The sequence below is a fragment of the Vibrio sp. V30_P3S12P165 genome (assembly GCF_009904905.1).
Classification (GTDB): Bacteria; Pseudomonadota; Gammaproteobacteria; order Enterobacterales; family Vibrionaceae; genus Vibrio; species Vibrio fujianensis.
Genome location: NZ_WXWH01000008.1, coordinates 1 through 18,304, shown reverse-complemented (window position 1 = coordinate 18,304; position 18,304 = coordinate 1). Strand labels below are relative to the sequence as shown.

The following is an 18,304-nucleotide window of genomic DNA, read 5'->3' as shown; positions in this document are numbered from 1 at the left end:
AGACTTCCCTATACCTTCAAAAAGACTCTGGATGATTTTTCCGTGAACGTTTATGCGATTGACCTGTTCTTGATTTTTTGACAATACTTATAGAATATAAGTATTTTTCTAGTCAGGCTGGGACAAGAAGATAAAAAATATAAACTAGTTTGTTTTAAGTTTAAAAAACTATTATATTTCCATGACAAAATTATTGCTTTATTTGCAATATCGAATTCTTTTGACAATAATAAAGAAGGCGTGACATTTATAAGAATCAAGGATTTAATATAATTGATGTCAGACTTTAAAGCATTGTAGCCCGTTAAATTATCCAAGCAATCTATATGCAGCAATACTCTTTTATATAATTTATAAGCATCTAATTTCTTCTGTCGCAAGCTCCAAGAACCAACAGCATTAGTTCGATATACACAAGAAGTTAAAGGCAAATAAATTGCTCCACCTTTTACAGATGATAATACCTGAAGGTAATAATCACCGACAGGAGCATTATTATACCAATCAGGTAACTTATCAAAGATAACAGATCTTATCATTAACGAAGCAGTAGGCATAAACCCTCCTCCACCTCTAACAACCTCTGATAGTGAGAATATTTTTGTTCTATCAGTATAATGACAAAGGCTCTTCCTTTGTTTAGACTCTGCATCTTCATCAAATGCAGCGGTAAAACAAATATCTATATTCGGATTATCAATTAAGGTCTCATATTGCTGTTGTAATTTTAATGGTGATATCCAATAATCATCACCTTCACACAAAGCAACAAATTCGCCAGAACAGTACCTTGCAGCAATCGGTATAATTCGTTTTCCTTGGGAATGTTGGTTTTCTTTTTGGTATATCACTTTAATGATATTAGGGTACAAAAGTTCATATTTACGGATAATTTTATCGGTATTATCGGTCGATGCATCATCATGAATTAATATTTCAAAGGGGAAGTCTGTTTCTTGAATTAAAAAACCATTTATTGCATCTTCTATGTAATCTTCTTGATTATAAACGATACAACAAATACTGACTAGAGGTTTTTTCTTATCACCTTTCCAAGTAATGATAATTTCAGCTTCTGTTCGCAACACGCTTTCACTCTACTTATAGTTTAACGGGGAGTATATCTTTAAAACCTAAGGTATCTATATCGATATTCGTATCACTTGGATTTGTAGGTAATCCATATAACCAATCAATAATTTGCTTAGGAATATCAGCGCCTGCCAAATGAGAAAATGGGTATTGTCCACCAAAACGAGCATTCATTTCCAATACGTAAAACTTACCATCTTGCTCTAAACAATCCGTATCTAGCACTGCAATATGACTTAACTTCTCAGATAATTTCTTACCAATATTTTCAAGCTCTACATTTTGCAATGTAATAGCCTGATCAGTTTCCCCAGAGCGCATAGCAAGCTTTTTCTTGCACAACGTTGTGACATAATTCTTATCAAGATCATTAATAACTTCGATACCATACTCGGCCCCAGAAATACATTGTTGTATCAGAACCGATTGCTCTATATCACTCTCAGATTCATATTTCAGATATGATGATTTAATCTCATTCATCACTTTTTGTAAAAAATGCTTAGCTCATCCATATCATCCGCTTTGTAAATACCAATTGATCCCATACCCCAGCGAGGCTTTACAATCAGCGGAAATGATAGATTTTCGATATCTTCATGAACGTCATTTAGCGAAAGATATGTCTTAGGTGTCGCAATATTGTGACTCACTAAAAATTGATATGTCTTCCATTTATCATTACATATTTCAATGACTGACTCATCAGAGACGACGACACGTATACCATTATTTTCGAATTCACATTTGTGCTTAGATAATATTGGCAAGTCGATGTCAAATAATGAAATAATGGCTTGAATATCGTATTTAAGACAATAGTTGACCAAGTAATCGATATAACCATCCGAGTATATTGGAGGAGTAATAGTAAAACCATCTGCTCGCTTCAATGCATATGTTTCAATGCTATTCGCAGCAAAAACCTTACCGTTATGAGGCTTCAATGCATCTTTAAAATAATTGACTAAATAGGTTCTTCGACCTACGGAAGTTAACAGTATATTCATTCGTTAAGCCATTAAATTTAGTAATCCACCAGTATGCCAAAATAAAACTTTTGCATCTGGCCTTACAAGCTGATTTTTAATATATTTTTCCATACCTAACCAAGCTTTACCTGTATAGGTAGGGTCAAGGATGATCCCCGAGCTTATGGCGACAGACTTAATTAGAGTCAGCAACTCCGCATTCGTTTGTTCGTAACCGCCACAGTTAGCGGAATCATCAAAGTTGATATCATCAAGATAACTACTATCAAAGTTTTTATACCCAATAAACTCAGCAACCGAGCTTTTTACCGCTTCATAACCACGTTTTTTTTCTCGAGCAACACTAATGCCGTAAACTTGAGTGCTTGGAAAGTAGTGCTTGAAACCGCAATGTAACCCTGCCTGTGTTGCCCCTGTTCCGCTGGCAACAAACACGGCATCAAATTGGATATCTGTTTGTTCTTTGAGCTCTCTTACTGCATCAAAATAGGCTAGCGTTCCTTCATAACAGTGCCCCCCTCCCCAAATATAAAACGGAGAGTAGCCTAGCGAAGACCAGCGAAGGATTTCATCATCCATAACAGCAGCTACATCTTTCATTTCACAGTAGACTATTCGAACACCAAGAAGCTCTAATAGTTTCAAATTGCCTGATGATTTTTCTCTTGGCTCGGCATGAATAACTATCGTGCATTCCAACCCCAATTCTTTGCAACGAATTGCTGTTGCTCGAGTATGATTGGATTGAATCCCACCACAAGTTACGACTGCATTACATCCATCTGAAATACACTTTTCTAAAATATATTTAGCTTTTCTTCCTTTATTTCCTCCACCTGAGATTGGATATAGGTCGTCTCGTTTTATATAAACACTTACACCGAGATTTTTATTAAAATTCGAGACGCATTCAATTGGTGTCATCTTTCCTATACCTTAGTTCTACGGGTGCACCGCAAATTTCTGTATATGCTGGCGGATAATCTAAGAAGCTAAATGCTCGTATCGTATTTACAGCACTCACTGTATTAATCTCATCAATTTTTATGAATCTTTTCCCATCCAAACTATTTTTATCAAAATATTGGTTTGGATATCCTAAAGATAATAGTTGTTGAATGGTTTGACTTTTTGATGTTCCGGTAATGATTTCGTCGAAAACCTGTTCAAACCCTTCTATTAGCGCGTTTTGTGTTTTTACAAATAAATCATATGCATCATCTATATCTGAAACTATGACTTCACATCTTTTGATTACATCACCCGTATCGATACCTTCATTAACCCAATGTATTGTCCCACCACCGATACTGCTTCCAGAAAGAATTGTATGTACTACACTGTACAACCCTCCAAATTCAGGCAGTAAACCTCCATGAAAGTTGACTATACCCAGAGTAAACTTTTTGATGACATCTTTTTTAAAAATCTTTGAAAATCTACAACTAATCCCAAGATGGTAAATCTTTTCACTTTTGGCTATTTCATCTAGTGTTAGCACTTTTACATTATTATCTTTAGCATAATCAATCAGTAGTTGCTCATCCCATGGGTCGTTGTTTCTGGGATTTTCATTTCCTATAACAACTGCAGCTAAGCAAATATCGCTACGCTTTGAGACATACTTCGCCACCTTAGTAGCAATTGGTAGGTCACCAAAAATTATAATTTCCTTCATTTCAATGACTCCAACACAAGTTCCACTTCAGCAAGCGTTAATTCATGGTGAATTGGTAAACATATGACATTGTTAGCTATATCCTTCGCTATATAACTAGCAGTGTTATGATTCCTTTTATAGAGATGAAAATCAGATATCAATGGGTAAAAATATCGCCGAGCAAGAATATTATCGCTTTTTAGCTTATTGAATAGATCGTCACGACTGCACCCATATGTTTCTTCATCAATAAGAATAGGAAAATAGGAGTAATTATGTTCCACGCCATCTAAGTCTCTGAAGAAATGAATACCTTTAACTTCTTTTAGCCTTCTTCTATATTGATTAGCAATTTTTTTTCTTTTATCTATTGCTTGATCAATATGCTTCAACGTTACCAAACCAAATGCAGCCTGAACTTCATTGAGTTTTGCATTCATACCACATAGGCTGATCTCTGTCTCAGATTCAAAGCCGAAGTTTTTCAGCCTATCCAGTTTGTCTTTCATTTCTTGGCTGTGGCAAACCACTGCGCCACCTTCAATAGTGGAGTATGCTTTTGTGGCATGGAAACTTAGGATAGATAACTCACCCATATTAAGGATAGATTCGCCATTTTTTTTCACACCAAAAGCATGGGCGGCATCGTAAATAACTTTCAAGTTATGCTTATCAGCAATGGCTTGAATGGCATCATGATCACACGGGTTGCCATAGACATGGACAGGTAAAATTGCGCAGGTTTTATCCGTAATTGCAGCTTCAATCTTGCTTGGGTCAAGATTGAACGTTGCCGGATCTATATCAACAAATACCGGCGTTAAGTTATTCCATTTTATAGCGTGGCTGGTAGCAACAAAACTGTATGGTGTTGTTATTACTTCTCCCTCAAGATCTAAAGCCTGTAACGCGGTGATAAGAGCTAAAGTACCGTTTGAAAAAAGGCTGATATATGGAACACCTAAATAGTCACATAATGCTGCTTCAAGCTGTTGATGGTAATAACCATTGTTGGTCAGCCATTTGCGCTGCCATATATCTTCTAGATAAGGGGTTAGCTCTTCTAATGGTGGTAATAAAGGTGAGGTGACTGTGATTTTTTTCATGATGGCCTACTGGTTTTAGATTGCAGCATCGACAGTATTTGTTGGTAAAGATCAGGTTGGAAAATCTTAATCAATATGACGTAACTCGGAATGGCATAAGTTCCAATTAAAAGTAATTGTAGCCATGCATTGTTAAAAAACTGAAGCGCTAATAGCTTACCGCTTATACAAACAAATGCTGCAATAACACCTATGGGTAACAAGTCTTGTAATTGTTTGATTAAACCTAAGTTACCTAATTTCCCGTTGTAATAAGTATTAATCACTAAAGCAAGATATGACTGTATAACCATACCGATACAAATTGCAGTTACACCATAAGGTATGGTAATAAGTAACATTAATGTAGTGATGGTCTTTTTAATAATTTCTAATTTTAGGAAAAGGTCAGAACGACCTTTAACTTGTAAATAATTTAGGTTGATAGAATGAATCGGATACAGTAAAAAACCTATTGATAATATCGTAACCAATATCACGGCTGGTTGCCATTGCTCGCCTAAAACCAACGGCAATAAAATATCTGCCACAGTTGCAAGGCCGATTAATAGTGGAAAAGCAATCACTGCCGCTAAACGAATAATCAATAAATAAGCATTATTAAGCCGCTTAGGTTCTTGCTGAATGCCGCTTAACAATGGATAGGTTACATTTTTTATAATAATTGACATCGTGGCCGCTGGTGTTCTTACCAGTTGATTGGCCTGAGTGAAATAGCCTACATCTATCGCATTAAACTGTTTACCTATCACCAACTGATAAATGTTTTGGTAAAGCGTATCCAATAAACTTGATAGCAGTAATTTAGAACCAAACCCGAATAAATCATTAAAAGATTGACTTGAAAAACGACTTTTCGGCCACCAAACATGGAAAAAATTCAGTAGCAGTACATTACAAATGGCAAATGTGAGCGTTTGTACAACAAGTGCCCATACGCCAAAACCTAAATGAGCCGTCATTAGTGCGGCGAAACTACTTAACAACACCGACAACAAAGACGCTTTAGCTTGGGTTTTAAAATCCATCACAATAGTAAGCTTTGCTTTTTGGATAACCGCAAAAGCGTTAACCATTATGACTAGCCCTAAAACTCTAGCCAACTCGATTAATTCCGGTTGCTGATAAAAACGAGCTATGCTTGGGGCAGTAAGATACAAGAGCATATAGCAAATTATTGCCACAACGATATTAAAATAAAATGCCGTTGAAAAATCTTCTTCCGTTCTATCTAACTTACGAATTAAAGCAGATGTCATGCCACTATCAACAAATACTTGGCTAATCGCAATAAAAACGGCAAGCATCCCGACCAAACCAAAAGCCTGGGGACCTAATTGACGCGCTAACAGGAGCATCACCAGCAGTTGTACAGCTTGAGTCGCTAAACGCTCAATGGCACTCCATTTTAGCCCTGCCGTGGCTTTTTGTTTTAAACTAGACATCGTTAGTTTTTCAGTAAATCAGCAAGATACTGCCCATACCCATTTTTAGCCATTAATTCTGCACGTGCTGCCACTTCTTGAGTAGACAACCACTGTTGGCTATAGGCAATCTCTTCTAAACAAGCGACTTTATAACCTTGGCGTTTCTCTATCGTTTCTACAAACTGTGCGGCCTCTAATAAACTTTCATGAGTGCCGGTATCAAGCCACGCATAGCCACGACCGAGTAGTTCAACATTAAGTTGATTACGCTTTAAGTACATCTCATTCAGGCAGGTGATTTCTAGCTCACCACGGGCTGAGGGCTGAACCTCTTTGGCCAGCTTTACTACCTGATTATCGTAAAAATACAGCCCAGTAACAGCAAAGTTACTTTTTGGTTGGCTGGGTTTTTCTTCAATTGAAATGGCGCGTTTATTAGCATCAAACTCAACCACACCAAAGCGCTCAGGGTCTTTAACTTGGTAACCAAATACCGTTGCTCCTTGGCCGCTATTGGCATTAGCAACCGCTTGTTGCAACTTAGGTCGAAAACCTTGTCCCCAAAAAATATTATCGCCCAACACTAAACAGACTGAGGAATCGCCAATAAATTCTTCACCAATAATAAAGGCCTGGGCAAGGCCATCGGGTGATTCCTGCACGGCGTATTCAAGGGTAATACCAAACTGGCTGCCATCGCCCAATAAACGTTGAAAACTGGCTTGATCTTCTGGAGTAGTGATGATCAAAATCTCACGAATACCCGCCAGCATTAATACTGACAACGGATAATAGATCATCGGTTTGTCGTAAACCGGTAGCAGCTGCTTGGAGACTCCCATGGTGATGGGATAAAGGCGAGTGCCGGAGCCGCCGGCTAACACAATCCCCTTGGTATTGTGTTGAGTGTTTAATGTTGATTGTTGAATGTTTAATTCCATGATTAATGCTTAATAATTTTAATGTTGCTTGGTTAATATTGAATGGAATGAAATAGCTTGGTTTATTGCTTTTGAGTTTGCTGGGCGGTTTTAACAATGCTGGTAAGCATTTTTATTAGCTCTTCACTCTGAGTGAGTAAGGTTGCAACATGTTCATCTTTCTGGTTTAAGTAATCGGTTTCACACAATAGCTTTAACCAATAATGGGTTTCTCTGGCTTCTTTACTGGCAATCGACATTTTTGCAATAAAGTCTGCATGACTTTGTGCGGCTTGCGCTTCATTGATATTGGCACCAATTGATGTACCCGATCGTAATAGTTGTTTAGTCAGCACATATTCTTTATGTGTTTTAACTAAATGTTGGTTTAGCTTGACGATTCGAACCGCAAATTGAAACGCTTTTTCCAACACCAGATTCGAGCTCATCCACTCCCCCAACATTCAGCATTATCAGCTAACCATTACCAATTAAACATTCACCATTAAGCATTAACAACTACCTAGACGTTCACGTTGGTAGCTACCATCTTGCACATTTCGGCACCATTGTTGGTTATCCAAATACCACTGAACCGTCTTTTTTAAGCCTGTTTCAAAGGTTTCGATGGGTGTCCAGCCGAGTTCTTTTTGCATTTTACTTGAGTCAATCGCATAGCGTCTGTCATGGCCTGGGCGATCTTTAACATGAGTGATTAATGATGAATGTTGAGTGTTGACTGGGTAGCCACGCTGCTCCATCGGCACCAGTTGATCCATAATCGCACAAATGGTTTTTACCACTTCGATGTTCTGCTTCTCATTATGGCCGCCGATATTGTAGGTCTCACCCACTTTACCTTCCGTGACAACTTTATATAACGCACGGGCATGATCTTCGACATACAGCCAGTCACGAATTTGATCGCCATTACCATAAATTGGAAGCTCTTTGCCCTCTAGCGCGTTCAGAATCACCAAGGGGATCAATTTTTCAGGGAAATGATACGGGCCATAGTTATTTGAGCAGTTAGTAACTATGGTGGGTAAACCATAAGTGCGTAACCATGCTCGAACTAAATGATCGCTCGATGCTTTAGATGCGGAGTAAGGACTTGATGGCGCATAAGCGGTCGTTTCAGTAAACAAGGGTAAATGGTTAATGTTTAATGTTGAATTATTTTGTGTTAATTCACCATTCACCATTAAACATTCATCATTATAAATATCAGCCGGGTGTGGCAAGTCGCCATACACTTCATCAGTCGAGATATGATGAAAACGAAACGCGGCTTTGCGCTCATCGTCTAAGCCATTCCAATAACTACGGGTGGCCTCTAATAGCGTATAAGTGCCAACAATATTGGTTTCAATAAAAGCAGCAGGGCCATCGATAGAACGGTCAACATGGGACTCAGCAGCCAAATGCATCACTGCATCCGGTTGATGCAAAGCAAAGACGCGATCCAGTTCAGTACGGTTACAAATGTCGACTTGCTCAAAGGCATAGCGTTCACTGTCTGCAACCAAGGCTAACGATTCTAAATTACCTGCATAAGTCAGCTTATCCAGGTTGACCACGCTATCTTGGGTATTTTGAATAATATGGCGAATAACTGCGGAGCCAATAAAGCCCGCGCCACCGGTGACAAGAATTTTCATTATTATTTCCTGAAAAAGGTTTTTGGGTCCTAGGACCTAGGTCCTAGGTCCTAGGTCCTCAGTATCTTCCTTCCTAAACGCAAACCTAACCAACACCATCGCTACGCCCAGCATGCCGCCGAGTAAGGTGCCCAGCACACAAATTAAAGCTCGTTTGGGTTTATCTTTTAGCTCTGGTACTACGGCTGGGTCAACCACTTTAAAGACAAACTCATCTTGCACTTCAGCCAGCATCAGGCTCTTGGTTTGTTCTTCAATCAGTTTATAGAAGGTGGCTTGCATATCGGCCACTGAGGTTTTTTGTAGCTGCTCTTGCAGGTAATTGAGGTTTTGGGTGGTTTCGGCAATGGTGCGCTCACGCATCACTTGGTTAATTTCTGCCACTAACCAGGTCGCCCACTGCTGAGCAATATAAGGAGAATAATGAGAAACACTCACGGTATACAGGCCGCTGGTTTTATCGCTAGTAACGGTGAGTATATTTTTAACAAACATTCCATGCGCTTCTTGCGCGGTCGGTTTTGCACCGCGTAGCCCTTGTGGTTCACGTAACCAAGTTTGGGTTTGTTCATCATACACGGCATCATTAATAATCAATTGATTGGTGGTTAAATCCCAGCCTTTAGTTGCCATAAGCGGAACCAAAATATGGTACTTTTCAATAAAGTGTTGAATAAATTGGCGAGATTTAATCACTTGCGCGGCAAGCTCGGTTTGGCTACCTTCGCCACTGCCAAGGTTTACCCCCGCTAGGGCAGCTAAGCCACCCAACTGGCCAGCCATTTTTGCCAAACTATTGCCGCTGCTAGTTTGTGCCGAGGCTAATAAAATATCTGATTTATAAATATTGGGTTGGCTAAGAGCGTAAAACACGGCACCCACGGCAAAGATGAAGGTGGTGGCGATGATGATCCATTTGCCTTTCCAGAGGGCGATGAAGAGTTCGCGTAAGTCGATTTCGTCATCGTGTCGCGCCAGCGGCGCGAATTGCGCATCGGGTTGGTATGGTGGATTGTTTTGGGTTATTTGTGTGTTCATAGGTTCTTCAGGTTTAGGGGCTGGTGAAGAAAGAGCGGGCTTCGCCCTGCTAGAGCGTCGCTGCGCGACTGCGAGAAGCTAGATTCTATAAAAGCGTAGAGGTAGTTATAGATTCTAGAAGGCCGTTAGGCCGCTCTAGCAAGTTGCGTTAGCAACGCTCTCATTTCTAGCAGTTCTAGTTCTTACATCTTTCTTTGCTTTTGTTTAATCATTGCGCCCAAAATTTTGGCTAATTCTTTTGCTTCTTGAACCATACCTAATGCCGGTTCTTTATCTAAGTAGCCAATCTCAATACCGATATAAAGTTGAGTGACTAACTCACCAAGTGAACCTTTGGCATAGTACAAAAAACGAATTTGATCTTTTAGAGTTTCGCGCTCTTCACCCTCTGCAATATTAGAAGGAACTGAAAGTCCAGAACGAGTGATTTGGTCTTTAAATCCCCAATTACTGACTGACTCTGTCATTTGATATATTTGACATGAGAGTCGTGATGCTCTTTTCCAAACATCCAGTTGTTCAAAGCGCATGGGTGATCCTTATAAGATATAGAGCCCTGCTAGAGCGTCGCTGCGCGACTGCGAGATGCTAGATTCTATAAAAGCGTAGAGGTAGTTATAGATTCTAGAAGGCCGTTAGGCCGCTCTAGCAAGTTGCGATAGCAACGCTCTAGTCTCTAGTCTCTAGTTTCTATTATTTCAACGCATTCACTGCCACACCGGTTTGATAAAGGATTTGTGTGGCGGCGGTCCAGACGTTAAGTGCGTCGCGGTAGTCGGTATCGACTGGGACGACGATGGTATCGCCGGGTTTTAATGCTTCATTACGGCGGCCGAACCAAAAACCGGTGTTAGGTTTAAATACCGAACCATCGGCACGTACGACAAAAATGCGATCATCATCGGCTTGTTTTTTCATGCCGCCGGCTCTGTTGATGTAATCATCGACCGTTAAACTTGGGTCAAGTAAGTAAGTAATTCCCACTTGTACTTCACCCATAATAGAAACGGTATTGCGATAGGTCGGAACAAATAAGAAGTCACCATCTTCGAGCATAAAGTTAGCGCCCGCGTAGCCATCAATAATTTGATCCAATTGAACGACCATGCGGCCCAATGCTCGCTGTTTGGTTGCCTCTTCAATAAAGGCGAGGGTTTTATCTGGATCATTAATTACATTCGAGACACGGCTATCGGCATTGAAGGTTTTTTTCGCCACTTCACGACGCATATCAGCAGCATATTGGCTGAGCAGTTTTTGCTCTTGCTGGCGCAACGCTTCACGGGTAAAGATGGCCCCTTGCGGGTGAGCAAACTCGGTTAAGCCTCCGGCCCGCTGTAATAGCTGCGCTAGGGTTTCACCACGACGGATGGTATAGATTCCAGGGAATTTAACTTCGCCTTGCAAGGTGATCGTGTATTGATGTTGTATCTCGGGACGCTCAAAAACGCTAAGTCGATCTCGCGGCTGAACGATGACTTGTGCCTCACCACTGAGCACCGCATTTAAGTTAATTTGTTCAATATTTGCATGGTAATCAGTTTGGTTAATGGCTGCACGGGTCAACTCAGCACGATCAGTATATGCATTTGAAGTCAATCCACCTGCGGCGATTAATAAGCTATTTAAATCTTGTTTTTGGGTTATCGGATAACGACCTGGATAACGAAGCTCACCAACTAACTCAACAATAGCGGCAGGCTCTCCGTAACGGGCTTGTTGTTGCAAACGCAACAGTATCGGAGCTAACAGAGCGCGACGAGAGTTCGATGAGCGATCTGCACCTAGTGCTAATTGTTTGTCGGTCGCTTGTTTATCTTTCTGCGCCTGACGTTCTGCTTCATCAAGTGATTGCACGATTTCAACTGCAGTACCGTTATCTCGATCACCCCCACGACGACTAAATACAACCAGTTGATCACCATTAGATAAAACGAGATTGTTTGATGACGATGGATTAAGTAGGGCATCAGCTAAATTAAACTGTAAAACCTTTATATCCCTTTGATGATTAACTTCTCGAACTAATAAAGCATAATCTAAATCTGCACTCGGATTAAATGCGCTGTCTTGAGATTGAAAGATATCACTCACGGTCATGCCTTCTTGCCACTCAACCACTCCTGGGTGAGTCACATCACCGGTGATCTGCACGACATTCGTTAGTGGATTTGTTCGTGTTGCGACGGTTAATACGTCACCATGATGTACAGGCTGATTAAGTGTGTTGATCTCTGTTAAATTGACATCGCGTAATTCAACACTTTCTCCAGGTAATAAACGTTTTAATTGGCTACGTTCAGCAAAGGCATTGACACGTAAGCCACCCGCTATAGTGATAAGATCTTGATAGGTGCTGCCTGGCTTTATTTCATAAATGGCTGGGCGTTGTATTTGTCCCTCAATGACAGCAACGTCAGCCACCGGCGCAATCCATACAACATCGCCCGGCATCAAACGGACATCTGCACTGGTATCGCCTTTTAATAGTAGATCGTACATATCTAACGTTTGCACGACTTGACCATGACGTTTTAGTTGAATGTTGCGTAATGCACCGCTTTTGCTAAACCCACCGCTGTGGTAAATCGCTTGTGATATGGTGGTTAATGCACTAACGGTATAGGCACCCGGCTTATAGGACTCGCCCATAACAAAAATTTGCATACTGCGTAGCTCACCAAGAGTGATGTCGCTACGAACCCCGATCATCTGCTCTTGAACGCGTTGGCTCAAACTTGCACGAACTTCACTAAAAGAGAGACCTGCAACCGAAATCGGGCCAAGAGAAGGAAAGTTAATCACGCCTTCACGGTTCACCCGTAAACGGTGAATGAGGTTTTCTTTACCAAATAGCTGAACCACAATCTCATCCCCGGGGCCAATTGGATAGTCACTCGGAACCGGAGAGTCATTGGTAGGGGCAAAAGTGGACGGCGAAGAAGCAAATAAATTGACACCAAAACGTTTTAATCTATTCGCTTGAACTTCCTTACTGTTTTTATCTTGATCATTGAGATCATGCTCGGTGTCTGTTTCTCTTGGCTCTTGAGTTTTTACTTCTTCGTGCTTTTCTGTTGGGCTAGAGACTCCTTGGGAAAGATCAATACCATATTCTTTCGCTAAAGCTTGCTTTTGAGCCGTTGGCAAATTTTGAAACATACTGATCTGAGCCGCTGTAGGACCTTGTGCATAGACTTGGCTAGTGAGCATACAAAGTAATAACGGTGCAAAAAAGGTAAAGCGTCTGTCAAACATGGTGTTTTCCGATGGTTGAATAGGAAAGTGATGCGTTTTAAGTCTAAGGTTCTAGGTTCTAGGTCCTAGGGTCTTTTAAAACCTAAACTGCATACCCAATTGTAAAGCGGTTAAACGCACATCATCACCAGCAAGATAATTGATAAACTCACCCGTAACCGCGGTTTTACCGCTTAGTGCGTAGTGGAAACCGACCCCAAACGAAGCCCCACTGTCATTATTGGTTTGGTGTTGATAATCAGCACGCACGTAGGAATAGCCAGCGACAGCATACATCGCGAGGCGATCGGTGGTGGGCATGTTAGCTTTGAACAAAACGCTGGATAAGCCATTGATGGACAAGCCTTCTTCACGTTTTACACTGGTGGAGTAACGCCCTTCAAGTGCTAAATAATCAGAAAAGAAGTAACCCAATTGAACTTGAGCTAAAAGAGGGGAGGCATCTTGCCAGGTGGATGCCCGATATTCGGCATCACTATAAGCCAGGCTTAAACCGCTGTAGAGTTCGGCATGTGCCGAGAATGAAAATAGGCCAGCACTGATTAGGCCTAAGGTGAGGCATGCTTTATTGCATCTCATGCGTGTTCCCTGCGTTGTTAATCATATTCCTTAAGGAATTCTATTTTAGGCACGCTACCGCCCTACGTTGTACACGCATTGCTGGAGCCAGCCGATATTGTTATTTTTTATGTGGCAGAGATTATGCACGGATGGGATAGGGCTATCAACCACAAAAAGTCATAAACATTGATTTAATTAATCGAAAAATTAAATTACATTTCTATTAATAAAATTAATAATTTTCGCGATCTCGTCCTAGTTCCATACAAAGTTTGATCAGTATCACAATAATTGGTCGGTGATATAACCAACAACCGGACAATTCCACTTATTTAAGCAACTTTATGCAGCAAATATTTACATTGTTTCGACATTGGCCCTAAAATGAGCTGTGAAATGAGTTTTCATTTCATAACATCGATGTTTAAAAATAAGTTAGATAAGGATTAACTATGAAAAAGACCGCAATGGTATTGCTAGCAACCTTTGCAATGGCACAAGGCGCAATTGCTGCTGAAACAACCGCGGCCGCTTCTGGTACCGCTGGAGGTGCAGGCGGTGCCGGTGCTGCTGGCGCAGCAGCAGGTGGCGTTGCAGCAGGCACAGCAGCAGCAACTATGGCTGCAGCCGTAGCTGTCGCTGCCGTGGCGGCGAGTGATAACGACACTGCAACCAGTACCTCAATAGTCACTGCTGCAAAATAATTGCTTGCTGTTTTAATATTAATAAAGCTGCCTAAGGCGGCTTTATTTTTTACTTGGTTCTCGATAAAGGATGGTGAGATGCGTTGCGCTTATCATGGATTACTGTTTACTCTCTTGGCCTTGGTGGGCTGCGCCCCTCAAACTCAGCAACTCTCTGAAACACTTTCCGTCGCCCTGATGGGGGTTAATGATGAGCGAGCCACCGCTGAGTATGCCCAAACCCTGCCCTACGCTTCGCTGTTTGTTGGGTTAGAGAATGACCCAAATGCATTACTGGTATTAGCTTGGGCCGAACCTGGTCAAGGGGAACCACTCGCCTTGAAGTGGGTGTCTAACCAACAGGAGTTAGTGGTTACTGAGGCTGGACGCATCACAAAAACAGCCAATTTAGTGATGGGCAATATTTTATCGGTCACAGCAAAAACGCCTGATCCACTGAGCTTAAATTTACTTGACCCTAACACCCCGACCACTTGGTGGTATCAATTGCACTGGCAACGAGATCAACAAAACTATATAGAGCCAGCGAAATCTCAATTTAGTGTTTATGGTCAACAAGAAAAAACCTTACCGACTGGCCAGCACACTTTGCTTCTAGTCGAAGAAAATGTCACGCTCACTGCCAGTCAACGGCATTATCAAAACCGCTATTGGTTAAGCCCGAGTACTGGTCGGGTGATCGCCAGTGAACAATACTTAGGCCCACAAGGGGCTCGCCTGACCCTTTCTATTGCTAAACCGTTTGCGGGAGAATAAACCATGCGTTTTATCACCTTACTCTGTGCCATGGGCTGGCTGGGGTTCAGTTTGCCACTGCTCGCCAATACGCCGATCTCTCAAGACGAGTTTGTCGCTCAAGTTAGCGTTGCTGGCAACACTCCTTCTGTCACGCTGGTGGCCGATGGCCCAGTTAGGCTGGATGCGATGGTTTTACAAGCGTTGCAATCACAACCTACCGCGCTTAGTACTCTACGGATTGACTGGCAAAATAGTCGCTTGTTTTGTTTGCATGAACCGTTTCCTCTCGCCAAAACTCTGCTCCGAACGCTAGCCGAATGGCAAAATCGTGTGCCTGAACCACAAGCGAGCGCTTGGCAACAACTGCGTAATGAGCTGCGTAAGCGACACTTTGCCAAACGCGCATTGATTACGTTAGATCCTGATGTTATCCGAGTGGTCAGTGGCCATAACCCATTGTTGCGCGGCCAATTTTCCCTTTACCTCCCTCTGTTAGGCGAACATCAAACGGTGACAGTATTGGGTGCGGTGCGCCATTCAGAACCACAAGTGTGGCAGGCGACTTTCAGTGCTGGTGACTATGCGCAACGAGCGCAATGGCTACAACCCACGCTCGGTGAAGTAAGCGTCATCCAACCCAATGGTGATGTTGAAACGCATCCGGTTGGCTATTGGAATGCCCAACCGCTGACAATTTTACCCGGGGCGATCATCTATGTCCCATTTAGCGCTGCCTTTGGATCAACCATTGACCGTACTGAACTGGCACACCTCAATCAGCAGGTGGTTGAACTGCTACGCCATCAACTGCCGAGAGAATAACGACGATGTTAAGTGATTCGATAAAATACTTAAGCTATGCGAGCCTGTTGTGCTGTGCTTTACCGCTCGGCGCACAGTCTTATACTCAATCGAATTTTGGTGGCACCGGCCTGATGCAAATGCCCAGTGCTCGCATGCAACCGGAAGGGGAATTTAGTGCCGCCTATAACCACAATGACGTGTATGATTTTTACACTGTCTCGGTGCAACTGTTTCCATGGTTAGAGACCACCGCTCGTTATGCACAAACTCATGACATGTTGTATAGCAACGATCCATCATTTAGCGGCAATACCAAATATACTGATAAATCGTTTGATGCCAAAATTCGTTTATGGCAAGAGAGTTATTGGCTGCCGCAAGTCTCGTTGGGCTTGCAAGATATTGGTGGTACAGGCTTATATGATGGTGAATACCTCGCCGCCAATAAACGGTGGGGGCCGCTCGATTTTACCCTCGGCATCGGCTGGGGCTATTTAGGTAACCGAGGCAATTTACACGGTGACAAAACACGCTCGAGTGATTGTGGCCGCGATACCGATTACAAAGGTAATGGTGGCAGTTTTGATGTCAAGCGCATGTTTACCGGCTGCATGGCACTGTTTGGTGGGGTTGAATATCAAACGCCGCATCCGCCCCTTTCGTTCAAAATTGAATATGACGGGAATGATTACCGCAGTGATTATCCAGTAACGGCAGGCAAAGTGACGATTCCCCAATCGACACCTTGGAACATTGGCATGAACTACGCCTTAAGCGATTGGGCCAGTGTACGAGTCAGTTATGAGCGCGGCAATAGCGTTAACCTTGGCTTGCGTTTGCATAGTAACTTTTCTCACATTAAGCCGTTATGGTTAGATGAACCCAAACCAGCTTATGCGCCGTCGGCCCCTCGTACCTACCTAACCAATGAAGAGTGGCAAGCCGTAACCGAACAGCTGGCCAATGTTTCTGGCTATCAATCACTGCGGGTGTATCAAAGCGATAATGCCGTGACGATTACGGGTGAACAAAAACGTTATCGTGATCGACAAGAAGGTTATGATCGGCTCGCCCGGGTGGTGTTGAACAGTGGTATTGTCACCGAGCAAATCCGCGTGATAGAAACTCGTCAACAACAGCCGTTAACCGAGGTGGTGATCGATAGCGATAAGGCCCATCAAGTGCTTGATCAAGCCTATATTGGCGCAACCATCGATGACGCGATAGCCGTGCAAGAGCCCTCGCCGATTGATGGAGAACAACACACTCAACAGGATAAAGCATGGCAGTTTGGCCTTTCTCCGGTACTGCAACAGTCGTTTGGTGGCTCGGAAAGTTTCTATTTATTTGCTATCGGCGCGAGAGCGGATGCCAGTTGGCGCTTTAATGATCACTGGCTACTGTCTGGTAGCTTGTATGGCAATATTTATGATAACTACGATAAGTTTAAGTATACCGTGCCACCGGATGGCACCGATCTAAAACGCGTTCGAACTTTAAGCCGGGAATATTTGGAAGACACGGTGCGAGTGAACCATGCTCAATTGACCTATTTCGACCATTTAGGGGCTGGCATGTATAACCAATTTTATGCCGGTTACCTTGAAAGCATGTTTGCCGGGGTGGGAACTGAATGGCTGTATCGCCCACTCAACCAAAATTGGGCGCTAGGTGTCGATGTCAACTATGTTGCTCAGCGTGAAGCGGGCTCTATGTTTGGGATTTATCGTGATGAAGTGCATTACGATAACACCATCAATCGCAACTATCGGGTGCAAACCGGCAGCACCACTGGTCATGCTACGTTATATTGGCAGCCACAATTTTGGTCACTGTTTGATGATAGTTTGTTAAAGGTGAGCGCGGGACGTTATTTGTCAGAAGATATTGGAGTCACGGTCGATTTTTCAAAACAATTTAACAGTGGCGTGATTGTCGGAGCGTTTGCCACCAAAACGGATTTATCAGCGGATGAATTTGGCGAAGGCAGTTTTACTAAAGGCTTTTATATCTCAGTACCACTTGAGATGATGACGGCAAAGCATAATACCAACCGAGCCGCTATTTCTTGGATGCCGATTCAGCGTGATGGCGGGCAAATGTTGTCGCGTCAGCACAGGTTGTTTGACATGACAGATGCCCGAAGCCCTTGGTACAGCAGACCGGCGCAGTAAGTTTTTAGGTTATAGTGTAATTCCCCTCCTTCGGAGGGGGAAGTTGGTTCAGTGCAAGGGGTGAATTTAGTTCAGTGCGAGTGGTGAAGTTAGTTCAGTGAAAATGGTGACGTTAGCGAGTATTTGCGCGGCAATGACGAGTGTTGATGTTGAAAATATAAATTAACGA

At 42.4% G+C, this 18,304-nt stretch carries 18 protein-coding genes; 4 read left to right on the top strand and 14 right to left on the bottom strand.

Annotated elements, in window-relative coordinates; translation table 11 throughout:
* Window positions 1-50 precede the first annotated feature (50 nt).
* The 14 genes from CAG57_RS02200 to CAG57_RS02135 form a co-directional block, all read right to left on the bottom strand.
* Window positions 51-1,088, bottom strand: a complete 1,038-nt coding sequence (locus CAG57_RS02200) for a glycosyltransferase (RefSeq protein ID WP_161439484.1) — start codon at window positions 1,086-1,088, stop codon at window positions 51-53.
* Between the two features lie 13 nt (window positions 1,089-1,101).
* Window positions 1,102-1,575 carry an ATP-grasp domain-containing protein gene (locus CAG57_RS16215; RefSeq protein WP_161439483.1) on the bottom strand — a complete coding sequence of 158 codons (474 nt, stop codon included), beginning with the start codon at window positions 1,573-1,575 and terminating at the stop codon, window positions 1,102-1,104.
* A complete protein-coding gene (locus CAG57_RS16210) occupies window positions 1,575-2,102 on the bottom strand; it encodes an ATP-grasp domain-containing protein (protein ID WP_161439482.1) in 528 nt (175 codons plus the stop codon). The genes CAG57_RS16215 and CAG57_RS16210 overlap by 1 nt, the downstream gene beginning before the upstream one ends.
* Before the next feature lie 3 nt (window positions 2,103-2,105).
* Window positions 2,106-3,008: a 1-aminocyclopropane-1-carboxylate deaminase/D-cysteine desulfhydrase gene (locus tag CAG57_RS02185; protein WP_161433694.1), complete on the bottom strand. Its 903-nt coding sequence runs from the start codon at window positions 3,006-3,008 to the stop codon at window positions 2,106-2,108.
* A complete protein-coding gene (locus tag CAG57_RS02180) occupies window positions 2,995-3,762 on the bottom strand; it encodes a formyltransferase family protein (protein ID WP_161433696.1) in 768 nt (255 codons plus the stop codon). The genes CAG57_RS02185 and CAG57_RS02180 overlap by 14 nt, the downstream gene beginning before the upstream one ends.
* Window positions 3,759-4,850 carry a DegT/DnrJ/EryC1/StrS family aminotransferase gene (locus CAG57_RS02175; protein WP_161433698.1) on the bottom strand — a complete coding sequence of 364 codons (1,092 nt, stop codon included), beginning with the start codon at window positions 4,848-4,850 and terminating at the stop codon, window positions 3,759-3,761. Before CAG57_RS02175 ends, CAG57_RS02180 begins: the two co-directional genes overlap by 4 nt.
* Window positions 4,847-6,295 carry a lipopolysaccharide biosynthesis protein gene (locus CAG57_RS02170; RefSeq protein ID WP_161433701.1) on the bottom strand — a complete coding sequence of 483 codons (1,449 nt, stop codon included), beginning with the start codon at window positions 6,293-6,295 and terminating at the stop codon, window positions 4,847-4,849. Before CAG57_RS02170 ends, CAG57_RS02175 begins: the two co-directional genes overlap by 4 nt.
* Before the next feature lie 2 nt (window positions 6,296-6,297).
* Entirely contained in the window at window positions 6,298-7,218 is a 921-nt protein-coding gene (gene rfbA, locus CAG57_RS02165) for a glucose-1-phosphate thymidylyltransferase RfbA (protein ID WP_161428124.1), read from the bottom strand.
* Between the two features lie 62 nt (window positions 7,219-7,280).
* The gene (locus tag CAG57_RS02160; RefSeq protein WP_161428123.1) at window positions 7,281-7,646 is read right to left on the bottom strand and encodes a four helix bundle protein; all 366 of its coding nucleotides are present in this window, start codon (window positions 7,644-7,646) and stop codon (window positions 7,281-7,283) included.
* Window positions 7,647-7,709: 63 nt separating this feature from the next.
* The gene (locus tag CAG57_RS02155; RefSeq protein WP_161428122.1) at window positions 7,710-8,858 is read right to left on the bottom strand and encodes a dTDP-glucose 4,6-dehydratase; all 1,149 of its coding nucleotides are present in this window, start codon (window positions 8,856-8,858) and stop codon (window positions 7,710-7,712) included.
* 36 nt (window positions 8,859-8,894) lie between these two features.
* On the bottom strand, window positions 8,895-9,896 hold the full coding sequence (locus CAG57_RS02150; RefSeq protein WP_161428121.1) for a Wzz/FepE/Etk N-terminal domain-containing protein: 1,002 nt from the start codon (window positions 9,894-9,896) through the stop codon (window positions 8,895-8,897).
* Between the two features lie 182 nt (window positions 9,897-10,078).
* Entirely contained in the window at window positions 10,079-10,426 is a 348-nt protein-coding gene (locus CAG57_RS02145; protein WP_099610802.1) for a four helix bundle protein, read from the bottom strand.
* A 163-nt stretch (window positions 10,427-10,589) separates the two neighbouring features.
* On the bottom strand, window positions 10,590-13,154 hold the full coding sequence (locus CAG57_RS02140) for an SLBB domain-containing protein (protein WP_161428120.1): 2,565 nt from the start codon (window positions 13,152-13,154) through the stop codon (window positions 10,590-10,592).
* 75 nt (window positions 13,155-13,229) lie between these two features.
* Entirely contained in the window at window positions 13,230-13,733 is a 504-nt protein-coding gene (locus tag CAG57_RS02135) for an outer membrane beta-barrel protein (RefSeq protein WP_161428119.1), read from the bottom strand.
* 434 nt (window positions 13,734-14,167) lie between these two features.
* On the opposite strand from CAG57_RS02135, the gene CAG57_RS02130 reads away from it, so the two are divergent.
* The 4 genes from CAG57_RS02130 (at window position 14,168) to CAG57_RS02115 (ending at window position 18,135) form a co-directional block, all read left to right on the top strand.
* Window positions 14,168-14,419 carry a hypothetical protein gene (locus CAG57_RS02130; protein ID WP_161426999.1) on the top strand — a complete coding sequence of 84 codons (252 nt, stop codon included), beginning with the start codon at window positions 14,168-14,170 and terminating at the stop codon, window positions 14,417-14,419.
* Window positions 14,420-14,497: 78 nt separating this feature from the next.
* Window positions 14,498-15,175, top strand: coding sequence for a YjbF family lipoprotein (locus CAG57_RS02125; protein ID WP_161426998.1), 678 nt, complete (start codon window positions 14,498-14,500; stop codon window positions 15,173-15,175).
* Between the two features lie 3 nt (window positions 15,176-15,178).
* Entirely contained in the window at window positions 15,179-15,979 is an 801-nt protein-coding gene (locus tag CAG57_RS02120; protein ID WP_161426997.1) for a capsule biosynthesis GfcC family protein, read from the top strand.
* Window positions 15,980-15,984: 5 nt separating this feature from the next.
* Window positions 15,985-18,135, top strand: a complete 2,151-nt coding sequence (locus CAG57_RS02115; protein ID WP_161426996.1) for a YjbH domain-containing protein — start codon at window positions 15,985-15,987, stop codon at window positions 18,133-18,135.
* Window positions 18,136-18,304 lie beyond the last annotated feature (169 nt).

Coding starts and splice junctions, on each gene's coding strand:
- CAG57_RS02170 (WP_161433701.1), bottom strand. CDS start 6,295: ATGTCTAGTTTAAAACAAAAAGCCACGGCAGGGCTAAAATGGAGTGCC.
- CAG57_RS02155 (WP_161428122.1), bottom strand. CDS start 8,858: ATGAAAATTCTTGTCACCGGTGGCGCGGGCTTTATTGGCTCCGCAGTT.
- CAG57_RS02160 (WP_161428123.1), bottom strand. CDS start 7,646: ATGAGCTCGAATCTGGTGTTGGAAAAAGCGTTTCAATTTGCGGTTCGA.
- CAG57_RS16210 (WP_161439482.1), bottom strand. CDS start 2,102: ATGAATATACTGTTAACTTCCGTAGGTCGAAGAACCTATTTAGTCAAT.
- CAG57_RS02135 (WP_161428119.1), bottom strand. CDS start 13,733: ATGAGATGCAATAAAGCATGCCTCACCTTAGGCCTAATCAGTGCTGGC.
- CAG57_RS02115 (WP_161426996.1), top strand. CDS start 15,985: ATGTTAAGTGATTCGATAAAATACTTAAGCTATGCGAGCCTGTTGTGC.
- CAG57_RS02180 (WP_161433696.1), bottom strand. CDS start 3,762: ATGAAGGAAATTATAATTTTTGGTGACCTACCAATTGCTACTAAGGTG.
- CAG57_RS02130 (WP_161426999.1), top strand. CDS start 14,168: ATGAAAAAGACCGCAATGGTATTGCTAGCAACCTTTGCAATGGCACAA.
- rfbA (WP_161428124.1), bottom strand. CDS start 7,218: ATGGAATTAAACATTCAACAATCAACATTAAACACTCAACACAATACC.
- CAG57_RS02185 (WP_161433694.1), bottom strand. CDS start 3,008: ATGACACCAATTGAATGCGTCTCGAATTTTAATAAAAATCTCGGTGTA.
- CAG57_RS02140 (WP_161428120.1), bottom strand. CDS start 13,154: ATGTTTGACAGACGCTTTACCTTTTTTGCACCGTTATTACTTTGTATG.
- CAG57_RS02175 (WP_161433698.1), bottom strand. CDS start 4,850: ATGAAAAAAATCACAGTCACCTCACCTTTATTACCACCATTAGAAGAG.
- CAG57_RS02125 (WP_161426998.1), top strand. CDS start 14,498: ATGCGTTGCGCTTATCATGGATTACTGTTTACTCTCTTGGCCTTGGTG.
- CAG57_RS16215 (WP_161439483.1), bottom strand. CDS start 1,575: ATGAATGAGATTAAATCATCATATCTGAAATATGAATCTGAGAGTGAT.
- CAG57_RS02150 (WP_161428121.1), bottom strand. CDS start 9,896: ATGAACACACAAATAACCCAAAACAATCCACCATACCAACCCGATGCG.
- CAG57_RS02145 (WP_099610802.1), bottom strand. CDS start 10,426: ATGCGCTTTGAACAACTGGATGTTTGGAAAAGAGCATCACGACTCTCA.
- CAG57_RS02120 (WP_161426997.1), top strand. CDS start 15,179: ATGCGTTTTATCACCTTACTCTGTGCCATGGGCTGGCTGGGGTTCAGT.